Source organism: Metamycoplasma arthritidis (genome assembly GCF_900660715.1).
Lineage (GTDB): Bacteria > Bacillota_I > Bacilli_A > Mycoplasmatales > Metamycoplasmataceae > Metamycoplasma > Metamycoplasma arthritidis.
This window is the reverse complement of sequence record NZ_LR215047.1, coordinates 737,843-755,422: the sequence shown is the minus strand read 5'-3', so window position 1 is coordinate 755,422 and position 17,580 is coordinate 737,843. Positions and strand designations below refer to the sequence as shown.

At 31.3% G+C, this 17,580-nt stretch carries 14 protein-coding genes; 8 read left to right on the top strand and 6 right to left on the bottom strand.

Features of this window, described 5'->3' with window-relative positions; translation table 4 throughout:
- Positions 1–30: 30 nt before the first annotated feature.
- Both EXC42_RS06525 and EXC42_RS03000 read right to left on the bottom strand, forming a co-directional pair.
- Positions 31–966: a thermonuclease family protein gene (locus tag EXC42_RS06525; protein WP_012498516.1), complete on the bottom strand. Its 936-nt coding sequence runs from the start codon at positions 964–966 to the stop codon at positions 31–33.
- 76 nt (positions 967–1,042) lie between these two features.
- The gene (locus EXC42_RS03000) at positions 1,043–3,124 is read right to left on the bottom strand and encodes a P68 family surface lipoprotein (RefSeq protein WP_129648982.1); all 2,082 of its coding nucleotides are present in this window, start codon (positions 3,122–3,124) and stop codon (positions 1,043–1,045) included.
- A 349-nt stretch (positions 3,125–3,473) separates the two neighbouring features.
- On the opposite strand from EXC42_RS03000, the gene nrnA (EXC42_RS02995) reads away from it, so the two are divergent.
- The 6 genes from nrnA (EXC42_RS02995) (at position 3,474) to EXC42_RS06510 (ending at position 9,205) form a co-directional block, all read left to right on the top strand.
- Positions 3,474–4,451, top strand: a complete 978-nt coding sequence (nrnA, locus tag EXC42_RS02995) for a bifunctional oligoribonuclease/PAP phosphatase NrnA (protein WP_129648979.1) — start codon at positions 3,474–3,476, stop codon at positions 4,449–4,451.
- Positions 4,438–5,427 carry a bifunctional oligoribonuclease/PAP phosphatase NrnA gene (gene nrnA, locus EXC42_RS02990; RefSeq protein ID WP_012498513.1) on the top strand — a complete coding sequence of 330 codons (990 nt, stop codon included), beginning with the start codon at positions 4,438–4,440 and terminating at the stop codon, positions 5,425–5,427. Before nrnA (EXC42_RS02995) ends, nrnA (EXC42_RS02990) begins: the two co-directional genes overlap by 14 nt.
- 506 nt (positions 5,428–5,933) lie before the next feature.
- Entirely contained in the window at positions 5,934–6,935 is a 1,002-nt protein-coding gene (locus EXC42_RS06520) for a hypothetical protein (protein WP_012498512.1), read from the top strand.
- Positions 6,936–6,949: 14 nt separating this feature from the next.
- Positions 6,950–7,726: a putative cysteine peptidase gene (locus EXC42_RS02980; protein WP_012498511.1), complete on the top strand. Its 777-nt coding sequence runs from the start codon at positions 6,950–6,952 to the stop codon at positions 7,724–7,726.
- A 72-nt stretch (positions 7,727–7,798) separates the two neighbouring features.
- Positions 7,799–8,275: a putative cysteine peptidase gene (locus EXC42_RS06515; RefSeq protein ID WP_012498510.1), complete on the top strand. Its 477-nt coding sequence runs from the start codon at positions 7,799–7,801 to the stop codon at positions 8,273–8,275.
- Between the two features lie 45 nt (positions 8,276–8,320).
- Positions 8,321–9,205 (top strand): hypothetical protein, encoded by an 885-nt coding sequence (locus EXC42_RS06510; protein WP_012498509.1) that lies wholly within the window; start codon positions 8,321–8,323, stop codon positions 9,203–9,205.
- Positions 9,206–9,464: 259 nt separating this feature from the next.
- On the opposite strand, the gene EXC42_RS06505 is transcribed toward EXC42_RS06510, so the two are convergent.
- From EXC42_RS06505 to EXC42_RS02950, 4 genes are read right to left on the bottom strand one after another with little or no spacing between them, the layout of a single operon-like run.
- On the bottom strand, positions 9,465–10,424 hold the full coding sequence (locus EXC42_RS06505) for an ABC transporter permease (protein ID WP_012498508.1): 960 nt from the start codon (positions 10,422–10,424) through the stop codon (positions 9,465–9,467).
- Positions 10,424–12,457, bottom strand: a complete 2,034-nt coding sequence (locus tag EXC42_RS06500) for an ABC transporter permease (protein ID WP_165169461.1) — start codon at positions 12,455–12,457, stop codon at positions 10,424–10,426. The genes EXC42_RS06505 and EXC42_RS06500 overlap by 1 nt, the downstream gene beginning before the upstream one ends.
- On the bottom strand, positions 12,447–14,291 hold the full coding sequence (locus tag EXC42_RS06495) for an ABC transporter ATP-binding protein (protein ID WP_129648973.1): 1,845 nt from the start codon (positions 14,289–14,291) through the stop codon (positions 12,447–12,449). The genes EXC42_RS06500 and EXC42_RS06495 overlap by 11 nt, the downstream gene beginning before the upstream one ends.
- Entirely contained in the window at positions 14,291–15,586 is a 1,296-nt protein-coding gene (locus tag EXC42_RS02950) for a BMP family ABC transporter substrate-binding protein (RefSeq protein WP_129648970.1), read from the bottom strand. The genes EXC42_RS06495 and EXC42_RS02950 overlap by 1 nt, the downstream gene beginning before the upstream one ends.
- A gap of 314 nt (positions 15,587–15,900) precedes the next feature.
- On the opposite strand from EXC42_RS02950, the gene fmt reads away from it, so the two are divergent.
- On the top strand, positions 15,901–16,758 hold the full coding sequence (fmt, locus tag EXC42_RS02945) for a methionyl-tRNA formyltransferase (RefSeq protein ID WP_012498504.1): 858 nt from the start codon (positions 15,901–15,903) through the stop codon (positions 16,756–16,758).
- 38 nt (positions 16,759–16,796) lie between these two features.
- A complete protein-coding gene (locus EXC42_RS06490) occupies positions 16,797–17,453 on the top strand; it encodes a uracil-DNA glycosylase (RefSeq protein WP_012498503.1) in 657 nt (218 codons plus the stop codon).
- The last annotated feature ends 127 nt before the right edge of the window (positions 17,454–17,580 follow it).

Here is a 17,580-nt window from a genome sequence, read left to right as displayed (position 1 = left end):
TAGTTTTTAATTTTTGGTTTAAATTAAGTTTTATAGACTCAATTTTTTAAAAAGTCATTTGAAAATATTATTTTGTTCAGTAACTGAACCACGTTTAACATAGTATTGACTTAATAAGTATCTACCTGTTTCAATAATACCCTCACCATGAGATTTATATTTAGTAGCTAATTGATATGGATCTTTAACTTCTGACTTATAAAATCCCCGTTTTTCATATATTCCTTCGTTATATGCATATGCTAGAAAAGGAAGCATATAAGAAGAGATATTAATTTTTGATTCATCATCAAATTGTGTTGTGAAACTTCCCCTAGTAGAATCATTTAGCCGAGGCAAAGTATAGCCGCCTGCTAACATTTCAACTGAAAAGTTTTTTTGAAATCCTTCACCTATGAATAATGATGCGACTACACGATCGTAAGATGCATCTGTTCAACTATCGGCAATAAGTCTAACTTTTGATCCTTCTGGAAGTAGCTTTTCAGCATATTCATGATCTTGCAATGCTAATCTTTTTTCCTCAGGATCTATTTCAACACCGCCGTGACCATGTTCTTCTAGTGTATCAATAAATGGAATTCTAACTCTTACTTCGTTTGGAAGTTTTATTCCTGTTTCGCCTGGAAATGAATAAGGTTGTTTAGTGATTCTAACAGTAACAGTATCACCATCACTAACCTTAACAATTTCACCTTCAGCATATCTAAATCATTCTCATAAACTTGCTGTTCTTTCGACAATAGTACCGCTTGCATCTCTGACTTTTTTAGTTATTTTCTTGTCAAAAATAGATCCCACTTTTTGATATTCAGAAAATTTCAAGTTATTAAATGTTGAATTCAACTTCACATCTTTTAAACTAAGAACATCAGTCGGTGTCCTCGTGCATGAAACCGCAATTGCTGCAGGTGCTATCACAGTTGCCGCTAAAGTAATAGCAGCAAATAATTTTCTTTTATTCATTTTAATATCCTCTAAAAATTACAAAGACGTACAATTTGCACGTCAATGTACTTAGCTGTAGTTACTTAAATTTTAATTAAGCTACCTGTTCATTAAATTGACCATTAAATAGGTTTAAGAACTTGGTAAAATCAACAATTTCACCCGAGTTTGCAACCAAACTAGTCATGCTAGTTAATGCACTTTGGATATTTGAACGTAACAATTCAGATAGTTTTGAAGACACGTCTTCAACAATTTTGTAGTTAGCATTATCTGAGTTGGCTTTTTTGAAGTTTTCAAATGCCAATTTTTGCGCTTCATTTAGTTTAAGATTTTTAGCATCCTTTTGTAAGAATTCATTCGTTGGTGTTAGATAACTTCCTTTTTCATTGAACATTTCTAACGAAGTAACTGTTTTCTTTTCGCTACCAAAAGTATATTCAACTTTTTCTTTAAAGAATCAGTTAACGAACTTTCTAGCCGCTTCATTTTCTGCTTCGTTTGCGTGAATTCCAACAATACTTGGGCCTTGCGCAGTAATAGCTGATATTTCGTCACCACTATTGTTTGCTTTTAAAGGTGCAGAGATTCAATCAACATCTTTTTTGTTAGCAACTTGTTCTTCACCTATTGTTGCTGACTTAGTTGATTCTTTTGGAATGAAGTAATAGTCTTTATTATCGTTCTTAAATATTTTCCCTAAAGCTTTTGCACCTGGAATAGTTATTTCGGTTGAACCATTTTTAATTTTTACATCCGAACCTGAAACTTTCAAATTAGCAGGGTCCGAAACTATGAAAGCATCTTCTTTATCTGCATATTCTCTAATAAGGCTGTCTGCATTACTATCGACAGTTTGTTTATTATGTCTTCCCACTGTTCCGGTATAAGTACTTGGAAAAATACTATTAGTAAATGTTCCAGACTTGTATTGCATGATGGCACTTGAATTACCATTTTTAGCTATCTTAAGTGAGCCATCAGGCAAGTTAATGCCTTCGCTTAGCCCCGTAACATTGTATTGAGTAACTGTTTTGCTACCGTCTTTTTCAAAGGTATGATAGTATCCAGCGGTTGAGCCAACACTAAATCCTAGTTTGTGTTTAGTCAAACTACCTGAACCGTATCTTCCACCACCACCGATTCATACGGCACCAGTGTTAATTCCTTCTAAAATGTAGTCAATGAGTTTTTTGAATAACTTGTATTGAGGACTATCTGGATTTCTATGGAATGAACTATAGTCATATCCTCCAGTTCCAACGTAAGCTTCGTCTGGGGTAACAAGTTCTTTTGCCAAATCTCCCTTTGCAATTGATCTTGCCATAGCGTAAACTGCATTAGGAACAGAGTCTAATCCTAAAACATATAAACTTTTATCTTTAGGAAATGCTCTTTTCATGTAGTTAGATAACTTGATTAGATCTACATAATTAGTGAAGACATCGTCTGAAATTTCATAATCTTTCAACTCTTCTTTTAATTTGTTTTTTGCTTCACCATCTTCCAATTTAGAACGATCTCAAATGCTATCAACAGTTGTTTTATCAGCTGAGCTTTCATAATTTTTTACATACTTCTCAAGTAATGTTTTGTTGCCTTCTTTAAACTTAACTGAATAGTCATCTTTAAGTGCTTTTAAAAGTTTTCCAATAACTACTTGGTTAACAGCGTTCATTTCCGATGAACGTGAAACTGGTACTACTCATTTTTCATTGTTTTTGTTGTAAGCAATATATTTGTTTACATCTTTAAAAGCTGATGAAAGGCCATATGATTCGTAGTCTTCATCTTTAAATCTTAAGTTCATGTCATATTCAGCAATAATTGCAGCTGCAGTAGGGTAGTTGAACATTAGGTTGTAGAATGTTCTACGTTCTTTGGCATGAAGTTTTGTTCCTAAATCGTTAGTTGAATAACCGTTGGGGTTAGTTTTTGTTTCAACTGGCATGTAGCCTTTGCCTTGATTTTCAGGTTTTTTAATTCATTCGTTGTATTTTGCAACAATTTCTTCTAAAGCACGACCTTGAGCACCGGTGCTTGAAAATCCATAGTTGATGACAAGTTTCCCATCATTAACTTGGTCAAATTTCTTTTGACACGCAGCAGAAATTCCCGCCAAAGCCATAATAGCTGGGAAAATAGAACTTGCTAATAATAAATTTCTCTTTTTCATATTTTTCTTTTTTTTTTTTTTTACAAAAGGGGATTATTAACCTTTCTCAATTTTTAAAATTTATAAAAACAAAAAAGCCAAAAAACTTAATGGATTAATACCACTTTTGTTTCTTGGCGTAATCATGTGAAGTGTAAATTAAATATTCTTTTATTATTCACATATCAAATTATAACAAAATAAGTTTTTCCTTAGAAATTTGCAAATTTTTGATCCTTTTTTTGAGCTTAATTTAAATAAAAATTTCTCTTAAATCTTTTAAAATTGCCAAAAAAATTAACGCCTAAATATATTTGGCATTATACTTAATACAAGTGATTTTTAAAATTAAATTTTTAGGAGAATAATAATGGCTAAAAATACTTATAAAACTGCTTTAGAAGCAATTGAAAAACACGACAATATTTTCATTTTTCACCACATCCGTCCTGATGGCGATTGTTTGGGTTCACAATTTGGGTTAAGGGAGTTAATTAGAGAAAATTATCCGCAAAAAAATGTTTTTGTTTTAGGGGATGCAAACGGTAATTTTCCGTTTATGACTTGGGATTTTGACCAATTTGAAACAATTGATAAAAAATACTTTGAAAACTCACTTGGCGTAGTAGTTGATGCTAATTCATCTAATCGCATTCAATACGCTGAATACATCTTAAATAAAAGCTTTACCAAAATGTTAAGAATTGACCATCACCCAGTTGACCCCGATATTAATTATGATTATGTATGAGAAGATGCAACTTTCGCAGCGGCAGCTGAACAAATTGGTTACATTGCAATGAATGCCAATTGAAAAGTATCAAAAAAAGCAGCCGAATATGTTTATTTAGGAATTAACACTGACTCAGGAAGATTTCAATACGAATATGTACAAAAACGAACTTTTGAAGTAATGGCATATTTGCATAACAATAACGACTTTAAAGTTTGAGATATTAACTTCCCACTTTCAATTCGAGAAGAAAGAAAAGTTCGTTTTGCCGCTTATGTATTACTAAACTACAAGTCAAAAGATAAGGTGCTTTACTTTCATGTAACTAAAGAGATTCAAGAAAAATTTGGTTTAAATTCTAATGAAGCTACCGATGTTGGCATTCTTGCCAACATCGGAGATTGCAAAATTTGAGTGCTATTTATTGACGAACCTAACGGCAACATACGTGCTAGAGTAAGAAGCAATGGCATTTGAATCAATCACATTTGCGAAAAATATGCACCTGGAGGTGGACACGAAGTTGCCGCTGGTGCTACATGTAAAAACGAACAAGATATGATGAGTTTAATTAACGATTTAAAGTTAGAGGTTAAAAAACATGCCGACAATTAGCGCTAAAAAAAGAGAACTATTTAAAGAAATTGAAAATAAAATCAAAGAATATGACAACATTGTTATCTTTCACCACATTCGTCCCGATGGCGATTGCTTAGGTTCACAATTCGGTCTAAAAGAACTAATTAAAGATAACTTTCCTAACAAAAAAGTTTATACAGTTGGTAATTCAAAAGGCATCTTCAGTTATCTAGATTTTACAATGGATAAGCTAGCAAATGAACCATTAGAATCATCACTTGCTATTATTGTCGATGCAAACTATAAAGAAAGATTAGAATGCCGCGAATATTTGGACAGTAAGATTTTTAGTGACACTCTTAGAATTGATCATCACCCTAATGAAGATGATCTAGATGCTTCAATTAGATGAGTTGAACCTGAAGCCCCTGCCGCTGCTCAACAAGTAACTGAACTTGCATATGAACTTAATTGAAAAATCTCAGAAAAAGCTGCTACTTATTTATATTTAGGCATTTACACTGACTCAGTTCGTTTAACAACAAATACCACCGACGCTAAAACAATGTATTTAGTTTCAGTGCTGTGAGCTAATGGTGCTAATCGTAATTTAATTCATAGCGAAATGAGCAAACGTAGTTTGAAAGATATTAATATTAATACCTATATTCAACAAAATATGCAAATTAAAAATGGTGTAGTATCATTTTATTTTGATTTAGAGGCACAAAAAAAACTTGGCATTGAAGATCCTTTACAAGCTAATCGACCATTTGCTTTATCCAATATTGATGAAAATAAAATTTGAGTTTTCTTCACTCAAGAAAAAGAAAATCAAATTAGATGCGAATTTCGTTCAAATGGTGCTTGCGTTAGAAACGTAGCTGTAAAATGAGGTGGCGGTGGTCATCATCGTGCTAGTGGTGCACAAATTCAAGATGCTACTTTAATTCCAAAAATTGTAAAAGATTGTGAAAAAGAAGTTTTAAATCTAAAAGAATACGATAATTAACTGCTTTAATTAAAACTAAAAAACAAGGCATTTTTAAGTCCGATAAATAAATTAAAATATTAAGTCCAACGCAAAAATGAGGCTTAATATTTTTTGCTATGTTTTTAGACAAGTTAAAAAATTTATTATGTAAACATTTCTAAATTGCAATGTAAAATTCAATAATTAGAATGCTAGTGTTAATATAGATAGCACTCCGTTTTTTGTTCAAACCAACTAATGAATTATATCAAAGTTTAATTGAACGCCCATTCGAGTGTTCTAGAATTAATAAATTATCATAGTTAAAACTCTTTAAAAATCATTAAACCCTAAAAAAATTCCAAATAACATGTAAATATCTTGGCAAAAAATAAGATGATAAAGAAATTAAGAAGAAGATGAGCTAATTCATTACATTCCATTGAAAAATTCAAATCAATTTCGTAATTTTTGTTACATGAATTGGAATTTTTTTGATGTTTTCTTACTTTCTTAATGCAATTGTTAGTACTTATAAAAAGTAAATGTTAGACTTTAAAAAAGAGAGAGAATTGACATTAGAGAGTTTTTATAAAGTTTTGGCAATCATCAAAAATGCAACTACAAAAAGTGGAAGCATTGTTTTACAAGGTAGCTCTTCACTATATTTGCAAAACATAATTAAAAGAAATCCAAATGATATAGACATTTTGTTTACAGGTGATTTATCTTTAGAAGAGCGAAATAATTTATGATACGAAATAATCCAAAATTTTGACATTATTAAATATGAAGCTGAAAACGAGCTAATCAAAACTTGTTTAATATCATTTAATTCTGAAATTTTCAAAATAGATAGCATAGTTAGTAAGACCGTAAATAAAAGCTCCATAATTAGAGACCCCAATTCTAATCTTCAAATTACAAATTATGAATATTGTTACGTAGCAAAACTTGCTTATTTAGCTTATGTATTGACCAATAGAGAAATTAATGCAAAAAGCATTAATAAAATTAATAGCACCTTGTCAGATTTAAGCGATATTGGTGATCATTTTTCTTTAAAATTTGAAACTATTAAAAAAATAATTATTGAAATTATTCTAGCAAATATACCTTGTGAAGTAATTCCCCTAAAAGAACATTATTATTGAAATTTATTAGAACTTAAGAACACACTTCAAATTAATGGCTTCTTTATCAAGAGTAAGGTCGCTGAAATTCTAAACAAAATAAAACAAGACGATTTACTTAAATCTATGTGCAAAATTATTGATGATGTATTTAAGATAAAAAATTATTTTATTTATGAACTTTTTTTTGAACGGCGATTTAATAAAAAGTTCCTGTTTAGTAATTATGGAACGACTTTCAAATTACCAAATTGTCAATTTTCTAAAACGATAATTGAAAATTTCTATGAGATGTTAAGTTTCAACAACCACAAATTGAATAAAAAAAATAATTGATTAACTAATGAAAATTCAGAAATAATAATTGACATTGCCAAACCATTAATTGAATATATTAAAAAAAACATTAATTAAATTTAGGAGAAAATATGATACCGACTGTTCCCAATGAAATAGATGCAAATAAAATTAATAATGATATTTTTTATAATGGTTTAAGTGAAATTAAAAAGCACATTAATTATTCACTTGAAGATTTAATTGAATACTTAGAATCAGAAATATCTAGTTATGGTGGCGACACAAAATATAAAATAAGTAAAATAGCGTATTGTGAAGATAAGTTTGGAAATCCATATTTGTTTGTGGAATTTAATCCTTTTGGAACATTATTGATGTCATTGATCAATAATGAAACAGTTTTAATCAATATTGGTGACCCAGTGAAGCGAATTGAGAAACTAAATTCCAATGAAGTTTATATTTTTGATCATATTTTGTATGAATTCAGCAAAAAATCAAAAGATTACGAAAAAGTAGAAAATAACTCACTAAGCAAAAACTTCACGCGAAACTTAGTTGATGTAAAAAAATCAATAAGTAATAAAAATTCGTTTAATGCAAGAGCGAGAACAACATTTAAAAATTCTGACAATGCACGGTTTTATAAGAAATCTGATTCAAATTATACTGATCCTGAAAATAAACTTGTTTATGCAGATAAAGAGGTGAAATACTCATGATGGTTCAAAGGTTTGAAAGATAATTTTGGTTATTCATCTCCCAAAGATGATTGGAATTTCAACACTAAAAATGGAATTTGTCACCACATAGCCGCTAGTATATTGTTACAATATTCACAGCTTTTTTTGTCTAATCGCACTTTAAGCGATAGACAACTAAAGAGATATATGACCGTTCTGTAAGAAAGCGTACGTTGACGAGATGATGTTCGTTTAGCTACCACACCAACTTTTAACAAGCTTATGGCGTATGATATGTGAAGTGAACAATCAAACAAAACTTTTTTTACAAACCACATTCAAATGAAACGATATATTGATAATTTTATACAAAGAGATAAAAAAGACAACCCACTTGACATTTATACTAATATATGAGGTTCAATCAAACCGTGAAAGTGAATAGACGAAGGGCTACCAGTTATGTTAATGGGTCACTTATGAACTTATGGTTACCACGCAGTAGTTGCATACGGTTATTGAAAAGATAAAAATAAATATTTAGTTCATTATGGATGAGAAGACCAAAGTCAAGTTATAATGTCCACCTCATTTTTGTTTGAAACTTGATCGATTGCATTGAAACCTAAATATGACTCATATTTAAACACAAGATATTTTTTATTAGATAATAAAGAAATAAGTTTAAAAAGCTACACTAAGATGATGGCAAATCCAAATGAAAAATATCCAGATGATTATCCTTTTAAAGACTATTATTGATATTGATAGCCTATATTTATAATCTAATTTTGCATTTTAAATAAGGAGACCACTTTGAATACTGATATATTAAATTCACCAATAACTAGTTTTAAGTTATTATGTAAAATAGCTAAAAATAGTGAAAAAAAGAAACCAATTGGCGTACTAATTTTTTTAAGTTTAATGTTTGCGACGTTACTTAGTTTCGTTTTTATGGATTTATTTGCTACTACTTCACATCACGAGGAGCATATAATCCATAAATATCGATTCCTAATAAAATTATTATTTTTACTGACACTATCCCTTATTTATGCTTTTATAATAAAGCCTAGCGTTGCTAAAGTCATAAAAAATTATTTAGAAGATCTTGAAAAGAATAAAGATAATTACAATTTTAAAAATTGCGAAACTGATTATATTTTCTATTCATTAGTTAATAATAAAAGCATTAATGGCTATTTGAGATCTGGATGAATCATTAATTGGGTATATTTACTTGGGTATATTCTACTAGGAGTATTTATTGCTTATAAAATTAATTTAGCTGTTTTTATAATAATTTATATGTACTGCATTACAATGTTGATCAAATTTGTCATAATTGATTTTGCTTTTAGTAAATTGATCTATCGCAATGTTTTCAAAAACAAAGAAAAGAAATTTAATACCGATGTTGCTAATTCAGTAAATTACATAACTGCTAATTTAGCAACAATAATGTTTTTGCTTTTATTCTTACCTTGAGCAAACTTAACTGGTATTGGTCCTAAGATTTTAGCATATCCAGGTATATTTATAAACTCTGAAATCTCAACAGGCATCATCCTCTTTACCATAATTCCACTATTTTATCTAGTAAAAGTGATAGCATTACTTGTTTTATATGCAAAAGAAAAAAATAATTACAAATATTTAGCGATTTTCTTACCAGCATTTTATAGTGTTAGAATCTAAAAGCAAATTATCATAAAATCAACTTCAACCATTGAGGTTGATTTTTAAGATTTTACTAGGATGTTTTATTAAAGCATGGCGATTGAGTGAAACAACATCATTGCTTTTTATAAACTAATTATTTTTCATTGTTTCGTGTAATGAGCAAATACTCTTAATCTGGAATTTTATTTGTAAATAAAATGATTACAAAATAAAAACAGGCACTAAGTTTTTAAATCAATGCCTGTTCTTTATATTTTTTTAAACAAAATAGTTTTTAACGTTTAGATTTATCGTAAATCAAGCCAGCTGCTGCTGGGGCACGTGATTTTTTCGCAGTAATCATAACAACAATTAGTGCTAGTAGATAAGGTAAAACGATAAAAAGACTTGAGTATGATTTTAATGCTGGTACAAAACTTGAGGTGTTATATGCAAATGAGTATAAGAAACCAAAACCAAAGGAAATGGCAGTAATAATACCGACATGTCATTGACCCATAATCATAATTGCAAGTGCAATAAAACCATAACCGTTAACTTCACCTTTAAATGACGAGGGAAATCCTTGGGCAAAGAAAGCACCCGCAACTCCGGCTAATGCACCTGAGATTACAATACCTTGTCATTTGTATTTGTTAACGTTGATTCCAGCAACATCGGCGGCTTGAGGATTTTCACCAATGCTTCTAAAACGTAAACCTCATTTAGTTTTATAAAGCATTATGTATGAGGCGATAATTATCGTTATTGTTAAAACAATCTTGAAGGAAATGATTTCTCATTCGTGACCATCTTTAGTAACTCTTCAAGATAGCTCTTGAATGCTCATGTGCGGTACTTTTGAACCATGACCATAGATGTGTAGCAAAATTAGAGCAATTCCAACAGCTAACAAGTTAATTGCAAAACCTGAAATGGTATGATCAGATTTTAACCTAATCGTAGCAAATCCATGTAGTAAGGCAAATAACCCTGCGCAAATAGCAGCAAATGGAACGGCTAGCAGTTGTCAGTACATCGACGAAGCTGCCGCTGATCCTGAACCAAAAATTGTACTTAGGTGGTCGGCAAATACTAGGTAACTAGCAGCACCAATAATCATCATCCCATTAATCCCAATGTTGACTGTTCCTGATTTTTCCGTGAACATGCCACCAATTGAGCTAATGCTAAAGATCGCGAAGTAGATTAAAGCAAAGTTTCATACGGTATTAGCTAATCCTGGAGGTAACATTACTTCATTTCTCCTTTCGGTACTCTAGTTTTTAAATATAACATCGCAGTTGCATATAGATTATTAATTTGAATTGAATGACGAGTTACTTCTGATTTTCTTAGCGCTGAATGATTTTGCGCAATATCTCGTTTAGCAAATTTGCCAAGCGCAAAACATTGTGCTCCTAATTCACGGTTCTTAGCAGCAATAACTGCAAAGTTTTCTAAAGTTTCGGCATCAGTAGTTTTGTAATCTAAGGCTTTAGTTAGGAATTTATCTTTGTTAAGATTGAATTCTTTTTCTAAAACAACGATTTTTTCTTTATTAGAATTCTCAGATAATACAAAAGGAATTTGCGTTACCTTAAAATCTTTTTTACGCAATAGATCAAGGTCAATTTCAAATTGCTTATTTAAAGCAGTAGTTTCTTCTTTGAAAGTTGCTTTAAGATGCGCAATTGTTTGTGAACGAGTCGCCTTAGCATCTGCGATCGCAACTATCGCTTCTTTTTGTAGTTGCATTAGAGTTTCTTGGTTGACTACAGTTACATTAGAAGTTGACTTAGACATTTGTTTTTGACTTTTAATTTTGGTTGCGTATTCTTGTTTTAATTTGTACACTGAATAGTTTGCCATTTGAAGATTATTTTCAAATTTTTCGGTTAGTGCTAAAAGATTTTTATAATGAGTAACATTAAGTTCTTGCTCAGCAATTAAACGATCGTACGTTTCTTTTAACATTCTATACTTAGCTAACATTGTTTCTTGATTAGTAGTTTTAATATTCATTGAAATATAATGAACTTTCTTTGCTAGCTTTGTTTTTAAAGAATATAGTTTCAATTTTGCCCGATGCAACTTCACCCTTGCTCAATATTCTTTTTTAGAACTAAGCAACGCTGATTTTCATACAAATAGTCCTAACTTAAATGACATTAACAATTGTGATATAGCCGCAAAGTAAAGAATTAATGCAGTCACTATGCTAATATAATCTGAATCTAAGTATAGCGGAGCAGCTTGAATGTAAATTCTTCCGTTGTATAAAATGCCATAGAAAATACTAGTGAAAACAATTCCAATTGGTGAATTAAGCGCCAAAAGTGAAATAGCGATTGCTTCAAAACCAATTGCTAGAGGCGAATCAACATATCGATAAATTGCACCTTCTTTAAACATGAAGAAATAAAATCCAGCTAATCCGGCAATCATCCCTGAAAATCCCATGATTATTGCTGTTAACATTTTGTCGTTAACACCCATGTATTTTCCGTTGGTTTTTGAAATTCCAAGCATTTTAATTTTGTAACCAATAGTTGTGAACTTCAAAATGTATCAAATTGCGAAAACTAAAACAAATAATAGAATAAATCCAGCAATTGAAAATCCTTGTTCGATGCTTGGTGTAATAGAAAATGATCCGGTTTTGGTTCCAACATAGTCAGTTGAAATAAATTTACTACGTTTTGCCGCTGAAAAAATTGGTGTTTCTTGTCCAAAAATAAATGATGAAATTTGCACAATGATTCAGTTTAGCAAAATTGTTGTAATAACTTCATGGACATTCAAATAGGCTTTTAAGACTCCGGCGATCATTGCCACTAAGAACGAAAGAATTAGTGTTCCTAGTAAGCCTAATAATAGTAGTCCAATACTTAAATTGCTCTTACCAATAGTAATAAAAATGGCAAATGAAAATAATCCACTAATCATCATTTGGCCACTTATACCAATATTAAAGAGGCCACCTTTAAACGCTAGAGCTGAAGCTAGACCAGCAAAAGCAAATACTAAGAAGTATTGTCTAAAAGTTTTAGGGTCTGATTGTAAGCCGGTAATTAAAAGACTAAAGAAACTAAAGGGATTATTTTTGGTTACGATAGCAATGAAAACCATTGCTGCCATTAGACCAAAAAATATTGCCCATAATGAAGATGCTATTTTTCTTCCGGTGCTTCTTGTTTGATCTAGTTTGAAGTATTCACGGATTTTGGCACCAAAGCTTTGCAGTTTTGAAGGATAAGATTGTTGATTTTCTTGCTTAGTTTGCATGTTCTTGACCCTTCCTTTCTGCATATTCTTTGGCAAAGTTCATTTCTAAGGAACTTATTTTTTGCTTAATTGCCATTTTAAGTTCGCTTTCTTGAGCTTTTAGTTTTAGAAGTTGCATTTTTAATTCTTCAACTTCTGAGCTATTGTGCATTTTTTTTGCTAATGAAATGCTGCTCTTAGTTGAAGCAATACTTAGAATTACGCTTTGAAAATCAGCTTTTAGCGATTTAGTATGCATATCAAAGTATTGTTTTTTCGATTCTTTCTCAGAATTCGTTTCTCATCAACGAATTTCTCCGCCGCTTGTTGATGCCGCCATTCAAGAACCAATTTCGGTACGAGTAATCTTTCTAGCATCATTTATAGCAACAATGTGTCCTTCGTTGATAACTGCGATAGTATCAGCTAAAGCAATAACTTCGTCAAGTTCGTATGAAATTAATAAGATTGCTTTGCCGTCTGCTTTTTCTTTAAGAATTTCTGAGTGAATATTGTTAATTGCACCGATATCTAAACCACGAGTAGGTTGCACAATGATAATAAAATCATGTGGGGTTTCAATTTCTCTACCAACAATAAATTTTTGTTGATTTCCGCCCGACAATGAACGTGAAATGGAATTACCACCACGAGCACCACGAACATCGTATTTCTCAATTATATCGGTAGCAAATTTACGCTTTGCTTTGTTTTTAATTATTCCTGCTACTTGAAAATGAGGATCTCAGAGTCTTCTTAAAATTGCATTATCTGTAATAGAATAATCTAAGATAAGACCATGGTGATGACGGTCTGCCGGAATGAATGAAAGTCGTTTTTTCGATCTTCCATAGGCACCTAAATTTGTAACATCCTCAAGACTATAAGTCTTATCTTTTGGATTTTGTGTTCTTAGAAAAATGTTTCCGAATGAAGGTTTAATCATACCAGAGCAAACTTGCTCAAGAGTATTTTGCCCGTTTCCTTCAACACCAGCAATGGCAAAAATTTCGCCTGCGTGAATTTTTAAAGAAACATTACTTAATTTTTTATGGCCTTTATTAGTTGAAATGTTGCGAAGCTCAAACACAACTTCCTTGCGTTCGGCAGGTGTTGTGTTTGCGATTGATTTAACAGTTGAACCAACCATTGCTTCGACAATTTGTTTCATTTCAACTTTTTTCATATCAAAGTTGCCAACCACTTTGCCCAATCTTAGGACGGTGGCATAATCGGCAACTTGCTCGATTTCTTTTAATTTATGTGAAATGAAAATGATTGTCTTGCCGTTTTTTCTAAATATTTCAAATGACCGCAACAAACCTTGAATTTCTTCGTCAGTAAGCGCGGCTGTGGGTTCATCAAAGACAAGAATATCATTGTCTTTATAAAGCATCTTCATGATTTCAACTTTTTGTTGTGTTGAAACCGTCGCTTCGCCACTTTTTTGAAATAAATCGAAATGTAAATCGTAAGTGTTTTGTAAGGCTCTTATTTTACGAATTGCCACGTTACGGTCAAGTAAAATTCCAGTTTTAGTAGGTTCTGATCCTAAGATGATGTTATCTAAGTTGGTGTACACATCCACAAGTTTAAAATGTTGGTGTACCATACCAATTCCTAGTGCATTAGCATCGTTAGGTCCTCTAAAAAATACTTGATTCTCATTTACGAGAATTTTTCCCGAAGTAGGCTCATAGAGTCCGAACAAAACAGACATTAATGTACTTTTTCCAGCACCATTCTCGCCGATTAGAGCGTGAATTGAGCCTTTTTTAACTTCAAAACTAACATTATCGTTAGCTTTAATGCCAGGAAATTCTTTTGTTACATTAACAAATTCTACTGCATTCACTAAGCTTGAGCTGATTCGTTAATTGCTTTAGACAATGCATTAATTCTTGTTTGGATATCTGATGTTTCTGAAGTGTCTTCAGCTTTAACATATCCACCTGCTAATCATTTTTTGTGAGTTTCATCCAAACCATCAAATATTTTTTTAGCAGCTTCAAGAGCTTCGGTTGCTTTTGCTTGATCTTCACCAGTTAAGTGAGTTTTTGATAAGCCAACTCAACCTTCAGCAACACCTTTTTCAAGAGCTGCTGATTTTTCGCCATCTTTAAATTCACCTAAATTACTTTGTACTTGGCCAGTAATGATTGATGCAATAACGTCATATACTGATTGACCAATTTTCTTTAGGATTGAAGTAAAGAATCTATCTTTGTGTTTTGAAACAGTATTTGCTTGGTCGGTGTCAACACCAACAATTAGTTTATTACCAAATGATTGATTTTGAACGGTTGCATTTGTTGCAGGGCCAGCTACTGGCAACACCATTTTTGGGTTCTTAGATAGAACTGAGTTAATAACCGAAGTCATGGTGTCTTTTGGTTCAAAACCCGAGTTTAAGTGAACATTTTCACCATCGGTTGAGGTAATACGTTTGTTTTTGTCAGTTTGTTCTTTATTTCACTTAAGAATACCTTTGTAAAAGCCTTCATTAAAGTCAGTTACCCCAGGGAATGCTCCACCACCAAAAGTTGAAATGGTTCTGTCAGCAGCGTTTGAATATTGTGAAAGGAATTTCCCAGCTGCGTATCCGGCCATAAATCCACCTTCTTTAATCTTGAAGTTGATTGAAATGCCCATTCCTTGATCAGCGATGCCTTCTAAAGTAAAGTCAACAGCGATTAATCTAACGCCTTTTTTCTTCATTTCTTCTTTATGTTCTGTATAGAATTTTTTAATTTGTTCTTGGTTTAAGAAACCTGGAAGAACTCAATATTTGTATCCTTGAGCAAGGGCACGTTTGTAAGCTTCTTGGAAAGTACCATCACTAACTTTGAAAACATCATATTTTTGAATAGGTGCTTTTACTTGTTCCATGAAGTTTAAAACACCTTCTCAAGCTGATTGGTTGAATGATCTATCATTAATGTCACCACCATTGGTAATAACAGCTGTTTTACCCATGTTGTTGATTTGGTCTTGATTTAAACTGTATGTATCGTTCTTTTTAACATCAGCAAAGAATTCACTAGGTCTCTGTGGGTGTGTTGTTTGACCACAAGCAGCAGCCACCAAAGGAAGAGTGAATAAAGTAGATGATCCAGCTATTGCCAAAAATAACTTACTCAATTTTTTCATTTTTTTCTCCTCAATTATGTTAGAAAACATGTCCAATAAAATAACAAAAACAAGAGAAGAACTTTGTAGTAATTTTCTCTTTTTGTTTTCTGTGATTCATTGAATCAAAGTTGAACATGTAAAAATATTTTAATTGGATAATATTTGTGTTGTTAGAAAAATTATGAATTTTACCAAAGAAATTAACTTGTAGGAAAAGTTTTCTAACCAATTAATTTTTAAAACGTCTTCTTGTTGGTATAATTTGGTATCAAATTTAGTGTTTTTAGCATTATAAAATAATGCGAGTTACTTTCAAAGTTATAATTTAAATTATGAATCAAAAAATTAAAATTATCCTCGCAGGAACCGGAACTTTTTCTGCCAAGATTTTTAAAAGTCTTTTAGATAATGACAGATTTGAGGTCGTTGGACTAATAAGTCAACCGAATCGCGCCCTTGATCGTAGCAAAAATGTAATTCTAACTCCAGTAGCCAAACTAGCAAAAGAATACCAAGTTACTTTATTTCAACCAAATAAAATAAAAGAAATTGTTGACGAATTAAAAGAACGAGAATTTGATTTTTTTATAACTGCAGCTTATGGGCAAATTATTCCTAATGATATTTTGGCATTGCCAAAAAAAGCTGCTATTAATGTGCACGGCAGTATTCTAGAAAAATACCGAGGAGCGGCCCCAGTGCAACATGCAATTTTGAACGACGAAAAGGAAACTGGTATTTCACTAATTTACATGATTGACAAAATGGATGCCGGCGATATTATCGCTATTGAAAAGGTTCAAATTGAAGAAGATGACACAGCATTGGAAATTTATGATAAATTGGCAAAAGTAGCGATCGAAAATCTCCCTCTTTGATTAGATAAACTATATAAAAACGAAATAATTGCCACAAAGCAAGACGAAAGCAAAGTCACTTTCGCGTCAAAAATTAAAAATGAAGACGCTGAATTACATTTAGAAATGAGCACAAAAGAAGCACTTAACAAAATTAGAGCTTTTAATGATCAACCTGGCGCTTTCATTGTTAAAAACCAAAAAAGACTAAAAATTTTTCAGGCAACTAATCAAAAAAACAAAAGTCCACTTGTACTTGAATTTGCTGATGGAAAATTGTATTTAATTGAATATCAATTTGAAGGTAAAAAACGAATTAAACACACCTTTTAAAATAAAATTAACTTTAAATGTAGAAAGCACAATCAAAAATGACTTTTAATTTTAAAAATTTTTTAGAACAAGAAATGAAGAAAACTTACTTCAAAAACTTGACTTCTCTTTTAGTTACACGACCTAACCCAAAAGACATTCTGCCGCCACGCAACAAAGTCTTTGCTGCTTATGAGAACTTTGACTTTGATAATTTAAAAGTAATTTTAATCGGCCAAGATCCTTATCCTACCAAAGGAGTTGCCGATGGGTTATGCTTTTCATCGTTAGAAGCAAAAACTCCGGCATCATTGCTAAACATTTTTAGTGAAATTCAAAGTAGTTATCCGGATGTGGTTTTTAATTCTAATTGTTTACAAACATGAAAAGATCAGGGCGTACTGCTAATGAATAAAATATTAACTGTTGATGCCTGAAAACCACTTTCCCATAAAAAATTTGGTTGAGAAATATTCAATCACAATCTATTAGAAGAACTTAATAATGAATATGAAAATATCATTTATTTACTGCTAGGTAATGAAGCCAAAAACTTTGTTTTAGACCTTGATTTGTCAGCACAACACATTCTTGCCACTTCGCATCCTTCACCGCTTGGATGTCACAAAGGGTTTAAAGGCTCAAAAATATTTGAGAAAGTTAATACTAAGCTTAAAGAAATTGGCAAAAAAGAAATTAATTGATCAACTAATTAGTCCTTTTAACTAAGAGGGTTTTTAGTTTTAATTATTTTTTGTTCAATACCAACAAGACACTTGTTTTTTGTTTTCTAATAATGATTTTAGAAACATTTTTTTATTTTATAAAAGCATTATAATTTAA